The organism is Paenibacillus sp. MAHUQ-63, from assembly GCF_028765165.1.
In the GTDB taxonomy this organism is placed as follows: domain Bacteria; phylum Bacillota; class Bacilli; order Paenibacillales; family NBRC-103111; genus Paenibacillus_E.
Map to the genome: position 1 here is coordinate 1,464,848 of NZ_JARADB010000002.1, position 22,173 is coordinate 1,487,020.

General features: G+C 49.7%; 16 protein-coding genes. 15 read left to right on the forward strand and 1 reads right to left on the reverse strand.

What is annotated here, in order from left to right; genetic code table 11:
- The first annotated feature begins 70 nt into the window (after positions 1–70).
- The 9 genes from PUT07_RS14955 to PUT07_RS14995 all read left to right on the forward strand — a co-directional run bounded on the left by PUT07_RS14955 (position 71) and on the right by PUT07_RS14995 (position 12,265).
- Positions 71–1,897 (forward strand): cache domain-containing sensor histidine kinase, encoded by a 1,827-nt coding sequence (locus PUT07_RS14955; protein WP_274468951.1) that lies wholly within the window; start codon positions 71–73, stop codon positions 1,895–1,897.
- Positions 1,898–1,900: 3 nt separating this feature from the next.
- Positions 1,901–2,725 (forward strand): response regulator transcription factor, encoded by an 825-nt coding sequence (locus PUT07_RS14960; RefSeq protein ID WP_274468952.1) that lies wholly within the window; start codon positions 1,901–1,903, stop codon positions 2,723–2,725.
- Positions 2,726–2,848: 123 nt separating this feature from the next.
- Positions 2,849–4,174: an ABC transporter substrate-binding protein gene (locus PUT07_RS14965; protein ID WP_274468953.1), complete on the forward strand. Its 1,326-nt coding sequence runs from the start codon at positions 2,849–2,851 to the stop codon at positions 4,172–4,174.
- A gap of 35 nt (positions 4,175–4,209) precedes the next feature.
- Positions 4,210–5,547: an ABC transporter substrate-binding protein gene (locus PUT07_RS14970; RefSeq protein WP_274468954.1), complete on the forward strand. Its 1,338-nt coding sequence runs from the start codon at positions 4,210–4,212 to the stop codon at positions 5,545–5,547.
- A gap of 136 nt (positions 5,548–5,683) precedes the next feature.
- Positions 5,684–6,847 (forward strand): serine hydrolase domain-containing protein, encoded by a 1,164-nt coding sequence (locus PUT07_RS14975; RefSeq protein WP_274468955.1) that lies wholly within the window; start codon positions 5,684–5,686, stop codon positions 6,845–6,847.
- An 81-nt stretch (positions 6,848–6,928) separates the two neighbouring features.
- Positions 6,929–9,631 (forward strand): UxaA family hydrolase, encoded by a 2,703-nt coding sequence (locus tag PUT07_RS14980; protein ID WP_274468956.1) that lies wholly within the window; start codon positions 6,929–6,931, stop codon positions 9,629–9,631.
- Between the two features lie 85 nt (positions 9,632–9,716).
- The gene (locus tag PUT07_RS14985; protein ID WP_274468958.1) at positions 9,717–10,829 is read left to right on the forward strand and encodes a glucuronyl esterase domain-containing protein; all 1,113 of its coding nucleotides are present in this window, start codon (positions 9,717–9,719) and stop codon (positions 10,827–10,829) included.
- Positions 10,830–10,885: 56 nt separating this feature from the next.
- Complete coding sequence (locus PUT07_RS14990) at positions 10,886–11,635, forward strand: spermidine synthase (protein ID WP_274468959.1); 750 nt, start codon at positions 10,886–10,888, stop codon at positions 11,633–11,635.
- 33 nt (positions 11,636–11,668) lie between these two features.
- Positions 11,669–12,265, forward strand: a complete 597-nt coding sequence (locus PUT07_RS14995) for an HAD-IA family hydrolase (protein ID WP_274468960.1) — start codon at positions 11,669–11,671, stop codon at positions 12,263–12,265.
- Positions 12,266–12,392: 127 nt separating this feature from the next.
- Here PUT07_RS14995 and spoVB read toward each other — a convergent pair whose 3' ends face one another.
- Positions 12,393–13,943, reverse strand: a complete 1,551-nt coding sequence (spoVB, locus tag PUT07_RS15000; RefSeq protein WP_274468961.1) for a stage V sporulation protein B — start codon at positions 13,941–13,943, stop codon at positions 12,393–12,395.
- A 220-nt stretch (positions 13,944–14,163) separates the two neighbouring features.
- Between spoVB and PUT07_RS15005 the strand changes: the two genes are divergently transcribed.
- From PUT07_RS15005 to PUT07_RS15030, 6 genes are all read left to right on the forward strand, one after another.
- Positions 14,164–16,419 (forward strand): excinuclease ABC subunit UvrA, encoded by a 2,256-nt coding sequence (locus tag PUT07_RS15005; RefSeq protein WP_274468962.1) that lies wholly within the window; start codon positions 14,164–14,166, stop codon positions 16,417–16,419.
- Between the two features lie 489 nt (positions 16,420–16,908).
- Positions 16,909–17,505 (forward strand): YdeI/OmpD-associated family protein, encoded by a 597-nt coding sequence (locus PUT07_RS15010; protein ID WP_274468964.1) that lies wholly within the window; start codon positions 16,909–16,911, stop codon positions 17,503–17,505.
- Between the two features lie 76 nt (positions 17,506–17,581).
- Entirely contained in the window at positions 17,582–17,812 is a 231-nt protein-coding gene (locus PUT07_RS15015) for a hypothetical protein (protein WP_274468965.1), read from the forward strand.
- A gap of 181 nt (positions 17,813–17,993) precedes the next feature.
- Positions 17,994–18,605 carry a histidine phosphatase family protein gene (locus PUT07_RS15020; protein ID WP_274468966.1) on the forward strand — a complete coding sequence of 204 codons (612 nt, stop codon included), beginning with the start codon at positions 17,994–17,996 and terminating at the stop codon, positions 18,603–18,605.
- 153 nt (positions 18,606–18,758) lie between these two features.
- Positions 18,759–20,564, forward strand: a complete 1,806-nt coding sequence (locus PUT07_RS15025; protein ID WP_274468967.1) for a cache domain-containing sensor histidine kinase — start codon at positions 18,759–18,761, stop codon at positions 20,562–20,564.
- A complete protein-coding gene (locus PUT07_RS15030) occupies positions 20,561–22,093 on the forward strand; it encodes a response regulator transcription factor (RefSeq protein ID WP_274468968.1) in 1,533 nt (510 codons plus the stop codon). Before PUT07_RS15025 ends, PUT07_RS15030 begins: the two co-directional genes overlap by 4 nt.
- Positions 22,094–22,173 lie beyond the last annotated feature (80 nt).

Genomic DNA, 22,173 nt, shown 5'->3' on the forward strand with positions numbered 1-22,173 from the left:
GACAAGGGTGGAACCGCTGATTCCGCCCTTGTTTTTTTGAAATTTCCGGGAAGCGAACAACAGGAGGCATATGCGTATATTCAACAAGCTTGAGTTCAACTACAAAAACAAATTGATTATTACTTTTGTTCTGGTCGCCTTCTTGCCATCCATATTCATGCATTACATGACCTATACGAATTCGACGCATGCCATGAAGTCCAAAATTAACGAACTGGTTACGTTTAACTTGATTCAAACGAACAAAAATTTGGATTCGATGTTATCCCAATACGAGGATGTCCTGTATCAACTGATTATTAGCGAAGATGTTATTACATCTACCAGAAAAATACTTCATGGCTCCGATTTCGATCAGTTGAACTATTCCGACATACTTATCCGGATCTTTTCCGGCTATTCCAACTCCAAATCAGGCATCCGTGGATTCACCTATTTTGATAATAACGGAAATATTTTAGCTTCCTACGATAAAGTGACAGGCTCTTCCTTATGGGCACAAGAGCAGAATAATATTCCCTATTTATTGATCATGAAGTTGAATAACATTCAGCAGGGTCCCCTTATTACTTCGACGGAGAAATTGGCGTCGGCTGCCGGTGACGAATTCGTATTCCATATCGCTCGGAGGATTTACGGCATTTCATCCGATGGTCTGGAGAAGATGGGTTATATCGTCATGACGTTAGAGGAATCGGTTCTTGCAAAAGCATGCAGCAACTCGCTCACAGATACGCAAGTTCAAAGTATGAGCAACGCCAATATTCTCATCGATCATGTGCAGAACATCGTGTCATTCCCGAACGAAGACCGGATCGGATCCAATTATGCCCATATGCTCGGCGTGAAGGATTTAGACAAAGAGCATCTTCCGGAGAAGGGGACGATTCTCGGGCAGCCCTCGATCATGAATTATTACCCGAATGAGAAGACGGGCTGGACGATTGTCAGCATCACCAATGAACAGAACATGTTCGGCGAAATGTACGCCATGCAAAACATTAATATATGGACAGGTTTCGTTATGTTCCTGGTCACTACGCTGCTCATCGTCTATTTCTCGGGCTTATTGACGAAGTCGATACATGTAATCGTGAATGCGATGAAGCTGACGGAGCTCGGCAATCTCGACGTGAAAATCAAAGACGATACGGGAGATGAAATTTCGATTATTGCTTCCAGTTACAACAAAATGATGACTACGATTAACGAGTTGATGCGTAAGACGAAATTAGCCGTACAGAAGCAGAAGGAATCGGAGATCCGTTCCTTAGAGGCACAAATCAACCCTCATTTCCTGTACAACACGTTAGATTCAATTAACTGGATGGCCATTGAGAAGGAGGAGCATGAGATCAGCCGGATGATCAAAGGGCTTGCGCACATTCTGCGCTACAGCATAAGCCATAGCAACCAGATGGTTCCTCTCGCACACGAGCTCGAATGGCTCGAGCATTATTTAACGTTACAACGAAATCGCTTTAACGATTCGTTTCAGTATGCTGTACATCTGCATCCAAGTGTAAAAGAAGTGAAGATATATAAGCTTTTACTTCAGCCTTTCATTGAGAACACGATTATCCATGGCTTTGCCGGCAAGAAATCAGGCGCAGAAATTCATATCCGAATCCGCCTTGAGGAGGAGAACTTTTTATCCATAGTCATGGAAGATAACGGCTGCGGCATGGATGAATCTACGATAAGAACGCTGATGGACAGCGGTGACCGGGAGCATGCGGCGGCCGGATCCGGGATCGGCATACGCAATGTAATTGACAGGCTGCAGCTGTACTACGGGGATCCAGCGCGATGCGAGATCGAGAGCAAGGTAGGCGAGGGGACCAGAATCCGTCTGATGGTGCCTGTGAATGCCGCCGAGTCGAAGGATGGTGAATGACAGATGAGAATCGTCGTTGTCGAGGATGAAGAGAAGGTACGCAATGGAATTATTCGTTTGATTCACAGATTGAGTGACGCTTATCAGGTAGTCGGACAATGTGAGAACGGTGCGGAAGGCTTGACGACGATTAAAGGATGTAGACCGGATTTAGTCGTGACCGATATTCGTATGCCCGTCATGAGCGGGATCGATATGCTGGAATCATTGAAAATGGAAGGCATCGCTCCCCGAACGATTATATTAAGCGGGTACTCCGAATTCGAACTTGCCCGTAAAGCGCTGCAAATCGGCAATGTCATTGAATACTTGTTAAAGCCGATTACAGCCGATGATTTGCAGCAGGTCCTGCTAACCGCTGAGAAACAGATGACGTCTCATCTGCTTACGGAATTGTCCCAAAATCATCCGGGCACGGAGTTTGAACGGCTAGACCCTCATGATTTGCGCAAAGCTTTGCTTGAAACCGCTGACAAAATTGCTGAGCATTTGGCCAAAATGCCCAAAAGCCACAGTCTGGTGATCCATAAATCCATGAAAATCATCCAGGAAAAGTTCAGCAGTGGAATTACGTTGGAAGAACTGGCGAATGCCATGTGCATTACCCCGGAATACTTAAGTTCCTTGTTTCAAAAAGAGCTGGGAATCTCCTTCACCGCCTATCTCAAAGATATGCGAATGAAGAAGGCCAAAGAATTGCTGCTGCGTCCTCTGAAATCGTTCGAAGTTGCGCAGCAGGTGGGCTATTCGGATGCTAAATATTTTACCCGTGTGTTCAAAGAGGCGACCGGATTAACTCCTGGTGAATTTCAGAAGCTTTATCGTTAACCGCAATTTACTTTAAAACCGTCCACCTTTCTTAGGATATTAGAATTATCAACTTGCAGAGTTTGGATTATGATAATCTTGCTTCACATTATTGAATCAAATTACAAATTGCGGAGGGAGATCATGACAAAGCGCATCATTCTTACAACGCTGCTTGCGGCTATAGTCGGCACAGGACTGATCGGCTGCACGTCCAGTCCGGACACCGTCGAAGTCAAGGAGAGTCCTGCTCAGCCTGCAGCTAACGAATTGTTCATCTATACGGCCTGGCCGGCATTCTACGTCAAAGAAGATATTTTCGAGAAGCAGATCGGTCAATTTCTCAAGAAAAAGTTCCCGGATGTCGTGATTAAACATGTTGCTTGGGATAATCCGGGCAGAAGGTATGAGGACTTGATAGCTGCAGGCACGATTCCTGACATTATCTTTGATGAAGTAAGGCGCAACTCCTACAGACAGGTCGGCCGATTCAAAATGGAATACGACATGACAGATTTGATCAAAAAATACAATTTTGACATCGGGAAACTGAATCCATCCGACATCCAGCGGTCCATCTCCGCTTCCGAAGGAAAATTGTATTCACTGCCCTTTAATAACAACGAGTGGGTGCTCATCTATAACAAAGAAATTTTTGACAAGTTCGGTGTAGATTACCCGAAGGACGGCATGACTTGGGATGAAGCCTATGAAATGACGAAGAAGCTGACCCGGCAGGAAGGGGATATCACCTACAAAGGTTTTCAAATGAATCCAGCCCATTATATGAGATTTAATCAATTGTCGGAGCCTGGACTCGATCCTAATGAAGACAAGGCAGCGATGAACTCGGACAACTGGGTGAAGATCGTTGACAACATCAGACGTTTCTATGACATACCCGGCAACCAATTGGTCAAAACGAATCAATTCTCCAAAGGTAACGTTGCGATGATCGTGGACTCCTTGGAGAATGCGACAAGACTGATCAATGAGAACAAGAATATTAACTTTGATATCTCGTCGGTGCCTGTATTTCCGGAATCGCCGAAATCCAAGTTTCAGTCCAATACGAATGGAATGTTCATAACGAACCAGTCGACCAAGAAGGACTTGGCCTTCCAAGTGATTGCCTATCTGTTGTCACCGGAGTACCAGATCGAATTATCGAAGCAAGGTGTCATCACACCGCTCATGGACCCGGCTGTTCAACAAGCCTTCGCGATGAATCTGCCGGAATGGAACGGCAAGCATACCCAATCGATCTTTTATCTCAACAGCGCCAAGTCGCAGCTTCGCAAACCGGGGCTAACGTTCATTGATACGAATTCGGACAGCGTCTGGAATCTGATTGCCAAAGAATCCAAAGACAGCCAAACGGCGCTGCGGATGACGAACGATTTGATGAACAAAAATATTAAAGAGGCTCAAGAGCTTGTCAAGCAAGGCGGAACAAACCCGTACCAGTAGGATGAATGGCGAACTTATACAGGAGGCAAGCGCTAATGAATAAGATTTTTCAAATAACCATCACGATGGCCGTGGCCTTGTTAACCGTGACCGGCTGCAAATCAGAGACGGCTTCTCTCGGTCCCGATCTGACAGCTAGCCCTGAAACTTCATCCCCGGATAACGAATTGTTCATTTTTACTGGAGACCAGCTATTCAACAAACGATACTTAAAGGAAGAGAATTTCGATCGGCTTATCGGCCAATATATCAAGAAGAAGTTCCCTGATATTACAATCAAGCACGTTCAATGGGATAATCCCGGCAGACAGTATCAGGATTTGGTTGCCGCAGGAACGATTCCCGATATTATTTTAGAGGATGCCCGCCGCAATACGTACAGATCGATTCGGAAATACGATTTGCAATGGGACATGACCGATCTCATCAAAAAATATAATTTCGACACGACCAAATTGAATCCGGCGATGATGCAGCAATCGATGAATACGTCCGACGGTAAATTGTACTCTCTTCCCTTCGAAGGAAGCGACTACTTGCTATTCTACAATAAGGATATTTTCGACAAGTTCGGTGTGGATTACCCGAAGCCTGGCATGACTTACGATGAGGCTTATGAATTAGCCAAAAAGCTGACGCGTCAGGAAGGGGATATTACTTATAAAGGTTACCAGCAGCATCCCGAATATTACATGACCTATAACCAGCTCTCGGAGCCTGCGCTGAACCCGAATGAAGATAAGGCAAGCCTGGTCTCGGACAAATGGGTTCGTATCGTAGATAACCTTAGACGGTTCTATGATATTCCCGGCAACCAATTCACAACCGTTAAGGATTTCCCCAAAGGCCATATTGCCATGGCGGTCGATGTGGAAGAGAGCATAGTCGATTGGAGTCAAAATAAAGACTTGAACTTCGATGTCTCAGCGGTGCCCGTATTCCCGGAAGCATCCTCGTTCAAATACCAGCCGTACTCCGTAGGAGCGTTCATTACGAAACAGTCCAAGAAGAAGGAGCTCGCCTTTCAAGTACTTGCCTATTTGCTATCGGAAGAGGTTCAGATTGAGCGGGCTAAGCAAGGCATCAGCTCTCCTTTGATGACCCCAGCCGTGCAGGAAGCCTACGGGCAGGGCGTACAGCAATTAAAAGGGAAAAGTCTTCAATCGCTGTTTGCGCTGAACAATGCGATGCCGGCTCCGCGTAAACCGAACTTGACCTTCATCGATCCGAAGACGTCTATGGTGTTCCCGCTGATCTGGAATGAATCCAAGGATAGCCAGACGGCGCTGCGGATGATTAACAACGCGATGGACAAAGCGATCGAAGAGTCCAAGGCACTTCAGAAAGAAGGAACAGCGAGTCCACACTTATAGTTGAGATCGAAGCTGCCGGTTACGACGGGCAGCTTCATTCCGTTTACGGGCAAGAAGGAGGGAGGAAATACGCTAATTCCTATGGAAGAATATGCTATAATGAAACTTGAGAATGTTTCTGGGAGGGGATTGAACAATGAACCCAAGTAAGAGACTGAATGAGCGATTGACTCCGCTGCTCAAGAGTGTTGTGGAGAAAGGACCTGCCGGCTGTGCCTGCACGGTTGTAAGGCGGGGTGAGGTTGTCTATCAAGAAACGCTGGGCTACGCGGATCTGGAGAAGAAGAAGGATATTACGCCGGATACCATCTACCGGATTTATTCAATGACGAAAGTCATTACCTGCGCAGCTGCACTCATGCTTTATGAGAGAGGACTGTATCTGCTTAACGATCCGCTTGAGGAATACTTACCGGCATTCAGCAAACCGCAGGTGTACCGGTACAACGAATTCGGCGTCCATGCCTTATCGCCTGCGGCTGGTCCGATTCGGATCAAGGATTTGTTCACGATGTCCTCCGGACTTACATACGGTGGGGACGGCACGGAAACTGAACGCCGCACACGGGCCATCATGGAGAACGCCGCATCGACCGTTGACATGCAGACATTGTCTCAATCGCTCGCTGCCGTGCCGCTGGCTTTCGAACCCGGCATGCATTGGAAATACGGCACAAGCCATGATGTTCTGGCCGCATTGATCGAAGTGCTGTCCGGGCAAACCTTCGGACAATTTCTGCATAAGGAAATTTTCGGTCCGCTAGGGATGACTGACACCTCATTCCGGATCTCAGAGGACAAGCGGGATCGTCTGTGTACGATGTACGACCGTGCGGAAGACGGCACGCTTACGCCGAATACAAGGATGGACGCACGTTATCAACCGGATAGCCGGCATGAAAGCGGTGGAGGCGGCCTGCTCTCGACGATCGGCGATTACAGCCGGTTCGCGCAGCTGCTGGCGAAAGGCGGGGAGCTGGACGGTGTGCGGCTTCTTAGCCCGAAGACGGTTCAATTGATGGCGACCAATCATTTGAGTCCGCAGCAAATCAAAGATTTCAATTGGCCGCATATGAAAGGCTACGGCTATGGTTTAGGCGTACGCGTGATGATCGATCCTGCAGTCGGCGGCATCAACGGCTCGATCGGTGAGTTCGGCTGGGCCGGTCTTGCCGGGTCTTACTTGCTAATCGATCCGCAAGAAGAATTGTCTGTCGTGTACATGCAGCAGCTGCTGCCGAGCCTTGAGCCCTACGTCCATCCGCGTCTGCGGGCTGTCATTTATGGCTCATTGGAGTAAGCTGATATACGCAGCTATTGTATGCGCTTCCAATGATGGAGGGATTGTTCCAGCGAAACTATGTAAAGGAGCCGGAAATCGATGACCGCAGCTTACCGATTCGAAGACGTGGCCAGACTTCCCTTACCCGGAGATAACTGTGCCATTGCAACACGCCAACTGGAAGCCGGAACCGTCATTCACTATGAGAACCGTATCCTAACCTTGAATTATACGGTCATGGAAGGCCATCGATTCGCGGTGAAGGCCATTGCCCCCGGCGAACAGCTGCTTTCTTGGGAATTACCCTATGGGACCGCCGTGCAAGCTATTCAGCCGGGGGATTATGTGATTAATGAAGCGGTATTGGGTGAACTTCGTGTGCGTCAACTTCCTTTTGCCTTACCGGGTGACATCAATTTCACGGATCAAGTTCATCCTTATGTCTTCGATGAGGCAGGCTTTCAGCCCGCTCCGGCATCGCCCGCTTACACGGCAACCCGCACCTTCATGGGGTACCGCCGCAGTGAAGCGCGCGGCGTAGGTACCCGCAATTATGTGGTATTGCTTGGCACCACCTCGCGGACGGGCAGCTACGTGAAGCAGCTTGCCGCTCGTCTGCAAGGCGAAGCGAAGGACTATGCCAATATCGATGGAATTGTTCCCGTCGCACATACGGAAGGCGGAGCTGCCAATCCGAATAACCTTGATTTGCTGGTGCGGACGCTCGCCGGATTCATTGTCAATCCTAACGTGGGCGCTGTCTTGGTCGTTGACTATGGAATAGAACCGGTAACCAACGAGATGGTCCGAACGTATTTGCGCGACCACAGCTACCCGATCGATGAAGTGCTGCATAAGTTCATTTCACTTCAAGGCGGCTTTGAAGAGAGTCTGGCCGGAGGCGAAGCCATTGTACGCGAATGGCTGCCTGCGGTCCATGCGATGCACAGGACGCCTGAATCGATAAGCCATCTGAAGATCGGACTGCAGTGCGGCGGGTCGGACGCATTCTCCGGCATTTCTGCGAATCCGCTGCTGGGCTGGATTTCGGAAGAATTGGTGCGGTACGGGGGCTCCGCCAGTCTGGCGGAAACCGATGAATTGATTGGAGCGGAGCCTTATGTCTTGTCCAAGGTAAGCAGCGTAGAAACCGCACGCAAATTTTTGGAGCTTGTGGACCGCTTCAAGGAGCGGACGTCTTGGCACGGAGCCAGTGCGGAAGGCAATCCTTCCGGCGGCAACAAATATCGCGGACTTTATAATATTTATCTCAAATCCATAGGAGCAGCCCGCAAGAAAGATCCGGTTACTCGCCTCGACTATGCCACCGAGTATGGAGAGCTGATGAAGGATGGCGGATACTACTTCATGGATAGCCCGGGCAACGACCTGGAGAGCATTGCCGGACAGATCGCCGCCGGCTGCAATCTGATTTTCTTCACAACCGGTAACGGCTCTATCACCAATTTCCCTTATGTGCCGACAGTCAAGGTTGTTACCACGACGCAGCGCTTTCAATTGCTATCCGAAGATATGGATGTCAATGCGGGGACGTATTTGGAAGGCACGCCGATGGATGAACTCGGCGAAGAGGTGTTCGAGCTGACGATCCGAATTGCCTCCGGCGAGCGCAGCGTGGGGGAGAAAGCAGGACACGCTCAAGTACAGATCTGGCGAAACTGGCGGCAGCATGATGCAAGCCGGCTGGAGGAATTGCTCCATCCTCCGGTACCGGCGGGAGTGCCTATAGATATTCAACCGGATACGGAAGCGGCTGCTCCTCCAATTCAGTTCAACATCTTCCGGCAGCAAGGCCGCCAAGCCAGCGACAACATCGGCTTGATCCTGCCGACCAGCTTATGCGCCGGACAGGTAGCCCATATGATTGTGCAGCGGTTGAACAAGCAGGGAGCCGGGCAGTCCGAGCTGTCGCGTTATGTAGCCTTGGCTCACACGGAAGGCTGCGGCAATTCAGGCGGGCAAGCCGAGCAATTGTATGCCCGCACGATGATCGGCTATATCACTCATCCGATGGTGAAACATTGTCTGCTGCTGGAGCACGGCTGCGAGAAAACGCATAACGACTATATGCGTCACCAGATGGAGGAGATGGGCGTTGATGCAAGCCGTCTCGGTTACGCCAGCATTCAGCTGGACGGCGGTATTACGAAGGTGATGCAGAAGGTGGAAGCATGGTTTGCCGGTCAGCTGGCGGCAGCCGGAACCATGGAGAAGGCGGCGGTCGGTCCGGAAGGTCTGCGAATCGGAATCGTTAGCGATGGCGCCATCTCCGATCACGCCGGCGAGCAATTGGCGAAATTGACGAAACGGGTCGTTGGCGCAGGCGGCTTGGTGGTCGTTCCGGAGAACAGCGGCCTGCTATCCGCGGATTCTTATGGCCCGCATGTATTCACCTCGGCGAATGTTCAGCCGTCCATTGCCTATGGCGAGCATGTGCGCCATAGCGGCTTTCATATCATGGAAGCGCCAACCGGGCATTGGGTGGAGACGGTTACAGGCTTGGCCGCGACGGGCGTAGAACTCCTTATCGCGCTGGTCGGTCATCGTCCGATGCAAACCCATCCTTTCGTACCTATGCTGCAAATCGCTTCGGAGCCGCTCATGCTGCACAATTACGGCCATGATTTGGATTTGCCGCTCATGGGAGATCCGAATGCTTGGACCCATCAGATTCTAGAGCGCTGCAAGCAAATAATTGAGCATACGTATACACCGCGGCTCTACGAGAGAGGGAACGTTGATTTCCAATTAACGCGAGGCTACTTGGGTGTTTCTTTATGATATGAATCACTGTATTGTCAAAGGAGTGAGCAGGGGATCCTTGTTTGCTCCTTTTTCAGTTCACCAAATGGGGGAGTATGACAAGATGGAAATGGAACGTACACGAGGCTTACTACCGGAGCTATTCGCAAGCGGCGGCAGCCGTGATAGGATGGCTGTCGAGGACTGGAAGAACAGCAGACGTCCGGAAATTATAGAGTTGTACCGGGAGTATGTTTATGGCAGAGAACCGATCGGCCGTCCCGATTCCCTGCGATTCCATGTCGTAAGTGAGGAAATAGCGATGCAGGGGAAAGCGTTACGCAAGCAAGTAGACATCGTTTATACAGGACAGGGCGGTGAAGGGTGCGTTCGTGTACTTGTCTATACGCCTATTGGGGCTGCCAGAGTACCTGCCTTTATCTACGCGGCAATCAAAGGCCAACGTGTATTTGATGTAGAGCTGGAAGCCTGCGCGGCGTACTGGCCGGCGGAGGATATGGTAGCGAGAGGCTATGCGGCGGTTGTGTATCATGTAGAGGATCTGGATCCGGATGCCTTCGATGAAGACTACCGGAATGGCGTTCATGGCCTATTCGATGCAGCAGACCAGCCTCGCTCGGCAGATGCCTGGGGGGCTATGGCCGCTTGGGCGTGGGGCGCGAGCCGTGTCATGGACTATTTGGCATGTGATCCGCAGATCGATTCGGAGCGGGTTGCGATTGTCGGATTCTCAAGAAGCGGCAAAGCCTGCTTATGGGCGGGAGCTTTAGACGAACGATTTGCGCTCGTCATCAGCAATAACTCAGGCTGCTCAGGGGCCGCAATTGCACGAGGCAAGACAGGCGAGCGGCTGGCCAATATTAACCGGGGCAACCCCCATTGGTTTAATGATAATTATAAGACGTTTAATGACCGGGAGGATGAACTGCCCTTTGACCAGCATTTCTTGCTTGCTCTCATAGCGCCACGGCTTCTCTACGTAGCCAGCGCCTCCGAGGACAAATGGGCGGATCCCGAATCCGAATTTCTAGGCTTGCTTCTCGCGCAACCGGCTTATTCGATTCACGGATATAGCGGTTTGGACACGGATCAGATGCCGCCTGTCAATACTCCGGTGATAAGCGAGAAGCTGGGCTTTCACCTCCGGGCCGGAAAACATGACATTACTCGTTATGACTGGGCATGCTTCATGGATTTTGCGGATGGAAGGCTTTAGTTCGGATATCAGCTTAGACAAGTCAGATGTTCCTGTTGCAGAAAGGGATTGATAGATTGGATTTGTTATTCAAAACAGCCAGCCCCAATCATGAAATAACCGTTTATGACATATCCGAATTGTACGGCGAAAAAGGACGGTTCCGCGTGTTGGAATTTTCCAATCAAGCGATCCAAGGTGCGATGGATTTGGATGAGCCGGCACGCATCCTCTTTGAATATCCGCGTGCGATGATCCATTTAATTGAGAGTAACATGCCATCCTTCGATCGTATGTTCGTCATCGGGCACGGTATCGGGACACTTGCGGGGCATTACGCAGAGAGACGGGTTAAGGTAGCGGAGCTTGATCCTACCGTTGTGGAATTAAGTAAAACATTCTTCGGTTACACCCAACATAATGTAAGCATCGGCGATGGACGGGAAATTCTGGGGAACGAAGAGCAGCATGCTTACGATTGTATTGTTTTGGATGCCTTCACGGATAAAGGAACGCCTCATCATTTGATCTCCCAACCCTTTTTCGCGATGTGCCGAGAAAAGCTTGACTCCTCGGGCATGTTGATGATGAACCTGTTCGGAAAAGGTGAGCATGATCAGCTCATGAATGCTATATATACGACGTTAGGCGAAGAGTTTGCGTATCTCAAGGCATTTGCTTTACCTTCAGGAGGTACTTCCGACATCCAAAATATGATTCTAGTTGGCAGGAATCGACCCATCGGGTTCCAAGCCCGCCAGATGGCTGGGTTCACAGAGATTGAGCCTGGGCAAGGGTACGTCATCAGGGATCGCGGTTCGAACTGAATTCGGTGGAGCCAATAGAAGGGGCGTGTGATCATGGATAAACCGCAGCTGGTGCTAGATTTAGCAGGAGTAATCATTACGAATTTCTCTCCTCGCTATTGGAGTGATCTTGCTGCTTTGGCACAGACCTCACCAGAGGAGTTTAGAACCAGATTTCGTTCTGAGGTACGCGAAGCTTTATGGACAGGTCAAGTGACTGAAGAGGAATTCTGGGTATGGCTTGTGAAATCTTATCCGACCGTAGATGCGAGAAGAGTACGTGAGTTCATTCGCCAGGATCTAACTTATTTGCCTGCTTTCGGCAGACTTGCGCAGTGGAGTGCCATCGCAGATATCCATCTGCTGAGCAATCATAGAATCGAATGGTTATCGGAATTATTAATACCGGTCTATCCCTTCATTAAGAGCTTGACTATCTCTAGCGAAGTCGGACTGTGCAAGCCTGATCCGAATATATATAAGGAAGTCCAGAGCAAATTCGTGAATTCGTCATGGATCTTATTTGTAGACGATCAAGCCAGAAATTTGGAACCGGCGCACCTGTTAGGGTGGCAAACGCTTCTTGCAGATCCGGAGCATCGCTGGATCGAGGAGCTTACACATCAATTGGAAGTCTATCTTAAAGCCTGACCCGATTGGATAATACGGTGGAGAGGCTGCCAAACCATCCGTGTAGCGCAGGGAGAATACATAATCGGCAGTACAGGACAAAATTCTCGTCCTGACTGCCTTTTCTTTTCATACGAACAGCGGTGACTTACCAGGGAATTGAAAATCTGTGGCGCGTACTTTTCCCATTCAACGTCCCTGTCAGGACGAGAGCGACGAAATAGAGCAGTAAAGATAATAGAATGGAAATGGTTACGCTCCATACTTGGGACATCCCCTGGCTGACCGTATACTCATAGGTCCAGTGTCCGCATATCGCCATTAAGAGCATGCAGATCGTAACTTTGACATAAGGACGGACGCTCCAGTAGAATCCGATCGAGTTGGAGATGGAATAGAAGTTCAGCAGCGTTTGCATCACAATCCCGATACCGATGCCGTACGCAATGCCAATAATCCCGTACTGGCTGCCAAACACGAAGATTGCGACAGCCTTGAATGCGGTGGCTACGATGTAATTCCATAAGGTAGCTTTCGCGCGGCCGAGACCGAGCAGGATCGCATGCAGCGGAGCGTCGAAATAATGCATGAAAAACATCGGTGCCAGTATTTTCAGCAGCAATCCCGCTTCCGGCGCGTGGTAGACAAGCGTTGTTAGCGGAGTTGCCCACTCGTACAGGATTACCGTCGCCGGCGCGCCGATCAGAAGTCCCAACATCATCGCTTGGTTCATGCGCTCATGAATGAGCAGGCTGTCCTTGTTCGCCGCTGCCTCGCCAATTGCAGGGATGAGCGCGGTGGACAAGGATTGCGTAATAAAGCTGGGCATGAACAGCAGCGGGAACGCAAAGCCGGCCAGCATGCCGAATTGCTTCGTGGCTAATGCCGTACCGATGCCGGCCAGCCCCAGGCTGGTTGTAATCAGCAGCGGCTGGAAGGTGCTGTATAACGAATGAACCACGCCGTGACCGGTCGTCGGCAGTCCGATCTGCAGCAGCTCGCCGAGCGTGCTTCTTCCTTGCCTGAGATGGCTTGCCCATGTCTCACCCGGCATCCTCGATTCGGCGTACAGCTTGTAGCTTATCGACAGGAAGAGAAGGCTGAACGCTTCGCTCACGACAGAGGCCGCCATTGCTCCTGCGGCTGCATAAGCGACGCCGTAAGGCAGCAACAGGTGTACCAACGCCAGTACACACGCGATTTGTACCGTATGCTCCAGCACATCGGAAGCGGCGATAGTCTTCATCTGCTGCATACCGCGGAAGTATCCCTTCAAAACGGCGGATATAGCGACGATTGGCGCTATCGGCGTAATCGCCAACATAGCGTAATAAGCGCGCTGGTCGCTAAGCAGAATGGAGGCGATCCATTCGGATCCAACTAACGTGATGGTCGTGAGCGTTATGCTCAAGACGCTGGTGACAGCGAGCGAGACATGCAGAATGCGTCTCACTTTCAAGCGTTCGCCGCGAGCTTGAGCCTCTGCGACCAACTTGGAAATAGCCACCGGCAATCCAAGCTCCGTAATCGTAATGACGAGCGGAACGAGGGGATGCGCCATCATTAAGATGCCGATTCCCTCCGCGCCCAGTACGCGAGCGATATACATACCGCTGATAAACCCGAGAATACGGTTAATGAAAGCGGCGATGGACAAGACCAGCGTACCTCTCATGAACGATTGCCCGTGTTGTGACATGACTTGTGTCCTCCTGTTTATCGAATACTTAAATGTATTCAAAAATTGGAAAAGCATGCGAACATGCCAGTGCCATGTCCGATCTGGACCTGTGAATGCCTTGTAAATAAGAGATTATGCCGAAATAACTGCCGCGTGATTCGCGGTGATTTATTTGATGGAATCAAGTTCGTGGTACAATATGGATAGAAGTCAAAACGAACATGGAAGGATGTTAATCATGAGCGAAGCTAATCGGGAGTATATCGTCATCTCGGGTGCGAGAGAAAACAATCTCAAGAACGTATCTCTACGCATTCCGAAGCGGAAGATCACGATCTTCACCGGAGTATCCGGATCCGGCAAGTCATCGATCGTCTTCGATACGATCGCCGCAGAATCTACGCGATTGCTGAATGAGAATTTCAGCTTGTTCGTGCGCAATTTCCTGCCGCGCTATCCGCAGCCGGATACGGATGCGATCGAGAACCTGAGCATGGCAGTGATTGTTGATCAGAAGCGGCTTGGCGGGGGCTCCCATTCGACGATGGGCACGATCACCGATATTTCTCCCATACTCCGTCTCCTCTTCTCCCGTGTGGGCCACCCCTATGTGGGACAAGCGCACATGTTCTCCTTTAACGATCCGCAAGGCATGTGTCCGGAGTGCAACGGGATCGGCCGCAGGCTTGGCGTCGATATGAGCAAGGTGCTGGACAAGTCCAAGTCGTTGAATGAAGGGGCGATCATGCTTCCGGATTATACGGTGAACAGCTGGGACTGGACCATGCTAGTGCAGTCAGGCTCCTTCGATCCCGATAAGCAGCTAAGCCAGTATACGGATGAGGAGCTGGAGCAGCTGCTGCATGGCAAAGCGAGGAAGGTGGAAGTGCAGTTCGCCGGGAAGGCGATGAACATCACGGTGGAGGGCGTCATCGAGAAGTTCACGAACAAGTACATCAAGCGGGATGTGAAGACGATGTCCGAGCGCACACAACGCGCTGTCGCTCCGTATATCTCCGAGGGCCCCTGCACCAGCTGTCGCGGCGCGAGAATCAGTCAGGCTGCACTCAGCTGCAGAATTAACGGACACAACATTGCGGAGTTGTCCTCGATGGAAGTCGGTCAGCTCATCCGTGTCATCCGGGAGATTAACGACCCGATCGCGGCGCCCGTCGTCCAGTCACTTACGGAGCGGCTACAGCATCTGGTGGATATCGGATTGGATTACTTGACGCTGGACCGCGAGACGGATACTTTATCCGGCGGGGAGTCGCAGCGCGTCAAGATGGTGAAGCACCTGAGCGGCAGTCTGGTGGATGTCACCTATATCTTCGATGAGCCCAGCGTCGGCTTGCATCCCCGTGATGTACACCGGTTAAACGGACTGCTGCAGAAGCTGCGCGACAAAGGCAATACCGTGATTGTCGTCGAGCATGATCCGGATGTGATCAAGGTGGCGGATCATATCGTGGACGTCGGACCTTACGCCGGCAGACGCGGCGGTACCATCGTCTATGAAGGAGGCTTCCAGGGGCTGCTGGAGGCAGGAACACTGACAGGCACCCACATGAAGCGGCCGCTCCAGCTGAAGCAAGCGTGCAGACAGCCATCCGGCAAGCTGTCCGTCACGAATGCCAATCTGCACAACCTGAAGAACGTGAACGTTGATCTTCCAACCGGCGTGCTGACCGTGGTTACCGGTGTCGCCGGTTCGGGGAAGAGTACGCTGATTCATGAAGTATTCCTCAGCCAGCATCCGGATGCGATCGTCATCGACCAATCGGCGGTAGGCGTGTCAACACGCTCGAATCCCGCGACGTATACGGGCATTATGGATGATGTCCGCAAGGCGTTTGCATCCGCGAACAAGGTGAATCAAGGCTTGTTCAGCTTTAATTCCAAGGGGGCTTGCGAGAACTGCCAAGGACTGGGAGTCGTCTATACGGACCTTGCATTCCTCGACAGCGTGAAGCTGCCTTGCGAAGTATGCGGAGGCAGACGATTCAAAGAGGAAGTTCTCGCGTACAAATTGAACGGCAAGTCCATTGCTGAGGTGCTGGAGATGACCGTGGAGCAGGCCTTGGATTTCTTCCAGCTGAAAGAAGTTGTGCGCAAGCTTCAGGCGATGAGCGATGTAGGGCTGAACTATATTACGCTCGGCCAGCCGCTCAGCACGCTCTCGGGCGGAGAATGCCAGCGCATCAAGCTCGCCAGCGAGCTGCATAAGAATGGCAGTATCTATGTGATGGACGAGCCGACGACTGGCCTGCATATGTCAGATATCGGTCATCTTCTGGAGATGATGAACCGCCTCGTGGATGCCGGCAATTCGGTGATCGTGATCGAACACAATATCGAGGTGATCAGCCAGGCGGATTGGATTATCGATATGGGACCTGACGGCGGCAGCAAAGGCGGCCAGGTCGTGTTCGAAGGCACACCGGCGCAGATTATCCATGCGGAACGGTCGATCACAGGCAAGTATTTGAGCTGAAATCAATCTACTATACTATACGAATGCTCAACAGGCTGCCAGCATGTACGCTGGCAGCCTTCGTTAAATGAGTATGCTTGAAGAGGAGAGCGGCATTCAGTGTTCCTCTTCTTGATTTTGCATGTGCGCCCTCGAAGGCTTCCTCTTGTAAATATATCTCAAGAAGAAAATCGGCGATGTGTAGAATTCGGAAGCTTCGAGAGTCTCTGTCCAGCTAAAAACAACTAAGAAAGGCATAAGACCTAAGATGAAAATCGTTAAAAGTAAACCAATCGAAATTGAGAATAGTGCTTTCCTGATCGACATGACATCTACCACCTCCCGTCGACTGTCTTATCTTAGATGTATATGCATGAAGGCTTGAATACATTTGCATCAATATTTGCATCCGGTGTTAGACAAGACTAGGGAACTTGGTTAAAATGACTATTGAGGAAATTGTAGAACGAAACCTAACCATGACGATTAATTGAACAGGGGTGTTGCTTGGTGACCCAAAGCAGTTTGAATCCGAAGGTCGATGAATTTCTAAACAAGGCTACGAAGTGGAAGGAAGAATATGTGAAGCTAAGAAGTATCGTTCTTGACTGCGAGCTGACCGAAGAATATAAGTGGATGCATCCCTGCTACACGTACCAAGATAAGAATATCGTTCTGATTCATGGATTCAAAGAATATTGCGCGCTATTGTTTCACAAAGGAGCCTTGCTGCAGGACGCCCGCGGCATGCTGATTCAACAAACGGAGAATGTACAGGCCGCACGACAGATTCGGTTCACAGATGTTCAAGAAATAATCGCGATGGAGCCCATTTTGAAAGACTATATTCATGAGGCCATTGAAATTGAGAAATCCGGCTTGGAGGTCAATTTCAAGAAGAGTACAGAATTCACAATGGCGGAAGAGTTTCAAAACAAACTCGATGAAAACCCTGCTTTGAAGGAGGCATTTGAAGCTTTGACGCCGGGACGGCAAAGAGCCTATCTGCTGCATTTCTCCCAGCCTAAGCAAGCCAAAACTCGAGCCTCACGGGTTGAGAAGTATGTGCAGCACATCCTCAGTGGAAAAGGATTGAATGATTCGTAATAACTTTCATTTGATTTAATGAGGCAAATAGGTTATATTTTTATACTCTATAGATAAATTAGGAGGTTGAGTTACTGTGAGTTTTCCAGATGGACAAGTATTAATATCGGATAAAGATTTTGAGGCTGTAATTAAGAGTAAAGAGTATGTCGTGGTGTATCAAGGCAATGTAAGAATTAGACCGATCTCAACCGTGATCGAATATAATCAGAATTCCATTAAATTAGCTGACGGCACTACGATCCTTAGAAGTGCGAATAAAATTCGTACATTGGATGAAACGGAGAAATCGTCTGTTAACCAATAATAGCAGCGTGTTTCGCTAAATATGAACCGCTGTGCGAATGGAGCACAATAGTTCAGGAACTGCAATTAAGCGGTTCCTTTTTTTGTTCGTATCTTTGCAAGAAAAGGAAAGTCGTGTATCATCTGATTAGATGGATGGCTAATTAGATGTTCGTCAAATCATTGGAAAGCGAGTGGATGGTATGACCACGGTCTTTTACCTTGTTAGACATGCTCTGAAAGAAAAAGCTATCGGCGATGTCTCCATCTCTAGTGAGGGTCTGAGGCAAGCCTATGCGACAGCAAGCCATTTCCGGGATTTGCCCATCTCTCGAATATTCAGCAGTCCCCTGAACAGAGCCAGACAAACGGCTGATATCATTGGAAGAGGGGCCAATAGATGGATTTCAACAGATGCACGCTTACGAGAACGAGCGAATTGGGGGGATTTGCCAGAACAGACCTTTGAGGAGTTCGTTGAAATGTGGGATCGTTGCACGAATGAAAGAGACTTTTCGCCTCCCGTTGGAGACTCTGCAAGAGGGGCCGGCGAGCGCTTATCCTCATGCCTAACCGAATGGACAGCCAGATATCCTGAAGAACAGCTGATTATTGTTACCCATGGCGGATTGATTACCGACTTTTTGGTTAATGAATTTTCTCCTGAGGAGCTGAATCAAAAGCACCCGAATTTTATAAATGAACAAAGCCATTTGGTTTCAGAGTGCTCAATTACTGTCATTAGCCGTTCTGCCGATGGATTTCGTTTGATTGATTTTGCTAATACCGCTCACTTAACCTCCCGTTTTACTTAACCAAGCATGGCTGAATCCCCATCAAAGATGGCGCAAATGACAATGAAAGGCGCTCCCTCGTCCATTAAGATGAAGTAGTAGGAGTATAATAAGAAAATGGAGAATACCTAACGTCAATCAAGAATACCGCGTCTCAAGGAAGTAGGCGAGCCGATGCTGAAGACGAAGATGTTTCTCTCTTTCTCAATCGTATCCTTATTCATTGTCGCAATAACCTGCGGTATGTTCTATGTCAAGTACGCCAACGATATTCAAGATCAAACCTCCTCGTTGTCCTCCGTCATTTCCAGACAATTTTCCGAAATGGTCGATTTGTATATGCAAAATATCGAAGAACTCTCCTTGGCCGTCTCCATATCCCCAGCGGTGCAGAACGGTCTGCTCGATTATAGAAGAGCTTCGAATTCACTGGAGAAGGAGATTATCGGGTATAAACTTAGTCCATTTCTGTTCGATTTCTCCTATCCCAAACCCTACGTTCAAGGAATATCCATTCACACCCCAGACGCTTACATGTACGACTATACAAAGCTTGTGGAAGAGAAGCCCGCTGTACCCTATACCGCTTCTGAACTTTTGAAATTCAACCAAGCACTTGAATCCAAAAAATTCATTCTTCGTCCTTCCTTAAGCAAAGAAGGGGCGGAAGCACCTGCAAGTCGCGTAGTTTCTTTCATTCGGCGCATTAACCGGATTCCGACCCAGCAGACGATCGGCTTCGTCAACATCAATATTAACGTTAATGCCTTCAAGGCGCTGGAAACGGCTAACGATCCTGCGAACGAACTGAAGAATAGCATGAGTATGCTGCTGGTAGACGATCAGGGCGTCATCATTTATGAAAATAAAAACAGGTTGAACGATTCCGCCCTCCAAACGTTTGATGTGAATTTGCTGCAGCCCGGGCACTCGGAGGGAGAGCTGCAGTGGAAGAATAAAAGATATTTCTACTCCTATGAATCATCCGATTACACAAGCTGGAGAACGGTAGTTCTCATTCCTAAAGATGTCGTTTTACTCAAGCAGAAACGTATACAAGAGATTGTTTTGACGGTTGGCGTATTGACGATGTCATTAATTGCTTTTGTTTCCTATATTTTGTCCCATCAAATTACGGTGCCGCTGCGGAAGATCATGGTCAAGATGTCCAGCGTAGAGCTTGGAAACTTCAATGAGCGAATGGATTATAAGGGGAAGAACGAGCTTGGGAAATTAAGCCGGATGTACAACTTGATGCTGGACAGTATATCGCGGCTTATTCATGAGGTCTATGAATCCAAGTTGGCCGAGAAGAATGCGCAGCTTTCTGCGCTGCATGCTCAAATCAATCCACATTTCCTCTATAATACGTTAAACATTATGAAATCAATCAGCCGGCTTCGGGGCATCGAAGAGGTTGCGGAAATCTCCGAGTCGCTGGCCAGCTTATTTCAATATAGTATGAAAAACTTGCATCACCCCGTCACGCTGGAGCGGGAATTGGAACATATTCGGCATTACTTTAACATTCAGCAGCACCGGTTCGGCAGCCGGATGCGGCTGGATGTCGAGATCCCGGAGTACCTCCTGGGCGCGCAGGTGCTTAAGCTGACGATTCAACCGCTCATCGAGAATGCTGTGGACCACGGCATACGGCGGATGAAAGCGGGCGGTTGTATACGTGTTGAGGCGACGGCAAGCGACGGCACACTCTTCATAAGCGTCTCGGACAATGGAGCAGGGATTGAGCCGCATAAACGGCAAGAGCTTCAAGCTGCTTTTCATTCAACCAGTGCGCTTCAGGGCTTGCAAGACGCTGCGGATGGAATCGGCCTGCTTAATATCCATCAGCGGCTTCACCTGTTCTACGGCGGAGAGTCGGGCTTGACCATAAGCTGCCCGCCAGAGGGCGGCACGAGTGTACGAATCATAATGCCTTTACGACTTGTCAAACAAGAGGAGGCTGTTGGCATATCATGAATATTTTTGTAGTGGAGGACGAATATTGGGCTTTGGCTGAGCTGGTTGAGCTATTCCGGATCTACGAGCCGCAGCATAAGGTGTATGCATTCGATAATGGGGAAGACGCTCTAGCAGCAGCGGAAACAGTTCATCCGCATCTGGTCGTGACCGATATCAACATGCCCGGGCTAGATGGACTGGGACTCGCTGAGAGACTGAATCGGAAAGATGCGTCGATCAAGAAAATAATTGTGAGTGTTCATGACCAGTTCGAGTATGCACGACAAGGGATGAAATTCGGTGTCGCAGATTTCCTGGTAAAGCCGGTCAAAAAGGAATTGCTCTACAAAGCTGTCGACCTGCAGCTGGAACAGCTGATTCAAGAACATAAGCGTACAGCGGAATGGCTGAACGGCTCCCTGGTCCAGATGCTTCTGACACCCGATCATGATAAGCATCCGACGCTGCGGCAGTTCTATTCGGAAGCTTTCCATATGCTGCTGCTGCATCTGGATGAAGGAACGGCCTGCATGCATTGGAAGGAAACGCAGCTGGATATCGGACGGCTCGTTAAGCTATTCACGGGTCCTACTGCCGCTCACATTCACGGTTTGGAGCTGAACGGCCAGCAGCGCGTACTTCTGATCCCCGATAACCGGGAGTGGGAGGAATTCGTCAATAAGCACATCGCGGACTTGAGCGATCAATTACAATCCGTGGGGCGGCATGTCCATATCGGTCTTGCCAAAAAGCCGGCGAATCAAACGTTATTCGCAACGTTCAACGCCCTCCGCCAACGTCTGAAGGAAGAGCGCCTGTTCGGATCGGGAAGCCTGATCTTGGCGAAGGAGAAGAAAGCAGACGCAGATCTCACCTGGGCTTGGGATCGTGTCAGAGTGCTCGAGACTCATTACAAGAAGGGGGAACTCGCCAAGGGGAAGGCCGCACTGCTGGCTATGCTGCAGGAGATGCGGCATCAGGAAGTCACCCAACGGCAGCTCTCTTTATTCGTAGGGGATATGCTCTTCTCTCTGAAATTCAATAAGTTCGGTCCCCGCAGCGGGAACGTCGGCGTTCACGATCTGTATGAGGAACCAAGCATGCTGGTGCATATGAGCAGCTATGATGAACTGCTCGCTTGCCTGCATGACAAGATCGTCAACCTGTACGGAGGGGAAGGCTCGAGGGAGACGAATCCGAAGGAGCTGATTGCCGTGCTGCTGAAGCTTATTCATCATCAGTATCAGAATTCGATCTCGCTGCAGCAGTTCGCTTCGGACCATCATGTTAGCTTAGGGTACTTGTCCCGCATGTTCAAGGCGCAGACCGGGCTAACCTTCTCCGAATATGTGACGGAATACCGGATTCGCAAAGCGCAGGAGCTGCTAAACAGAGGGATTGACCGTCTGCATGAGGTTAGCCGGCTGGTGGGTTATGAGGATCCGAAACATTTCAGCGCGTTGTTCAAGAAGCAGGTCGGAGAATCCCCAATGATGTATGCGAAGAGGATGCTGTACAAAAATAAAAATGAGGCAGATTCAAAATAGGAAAAATCTCCCCCCTGAATCGGTTGAATTCGTATGTATTCCAATTCGGCAGGATTTCTTACAATAAGAAGACAGTTCGG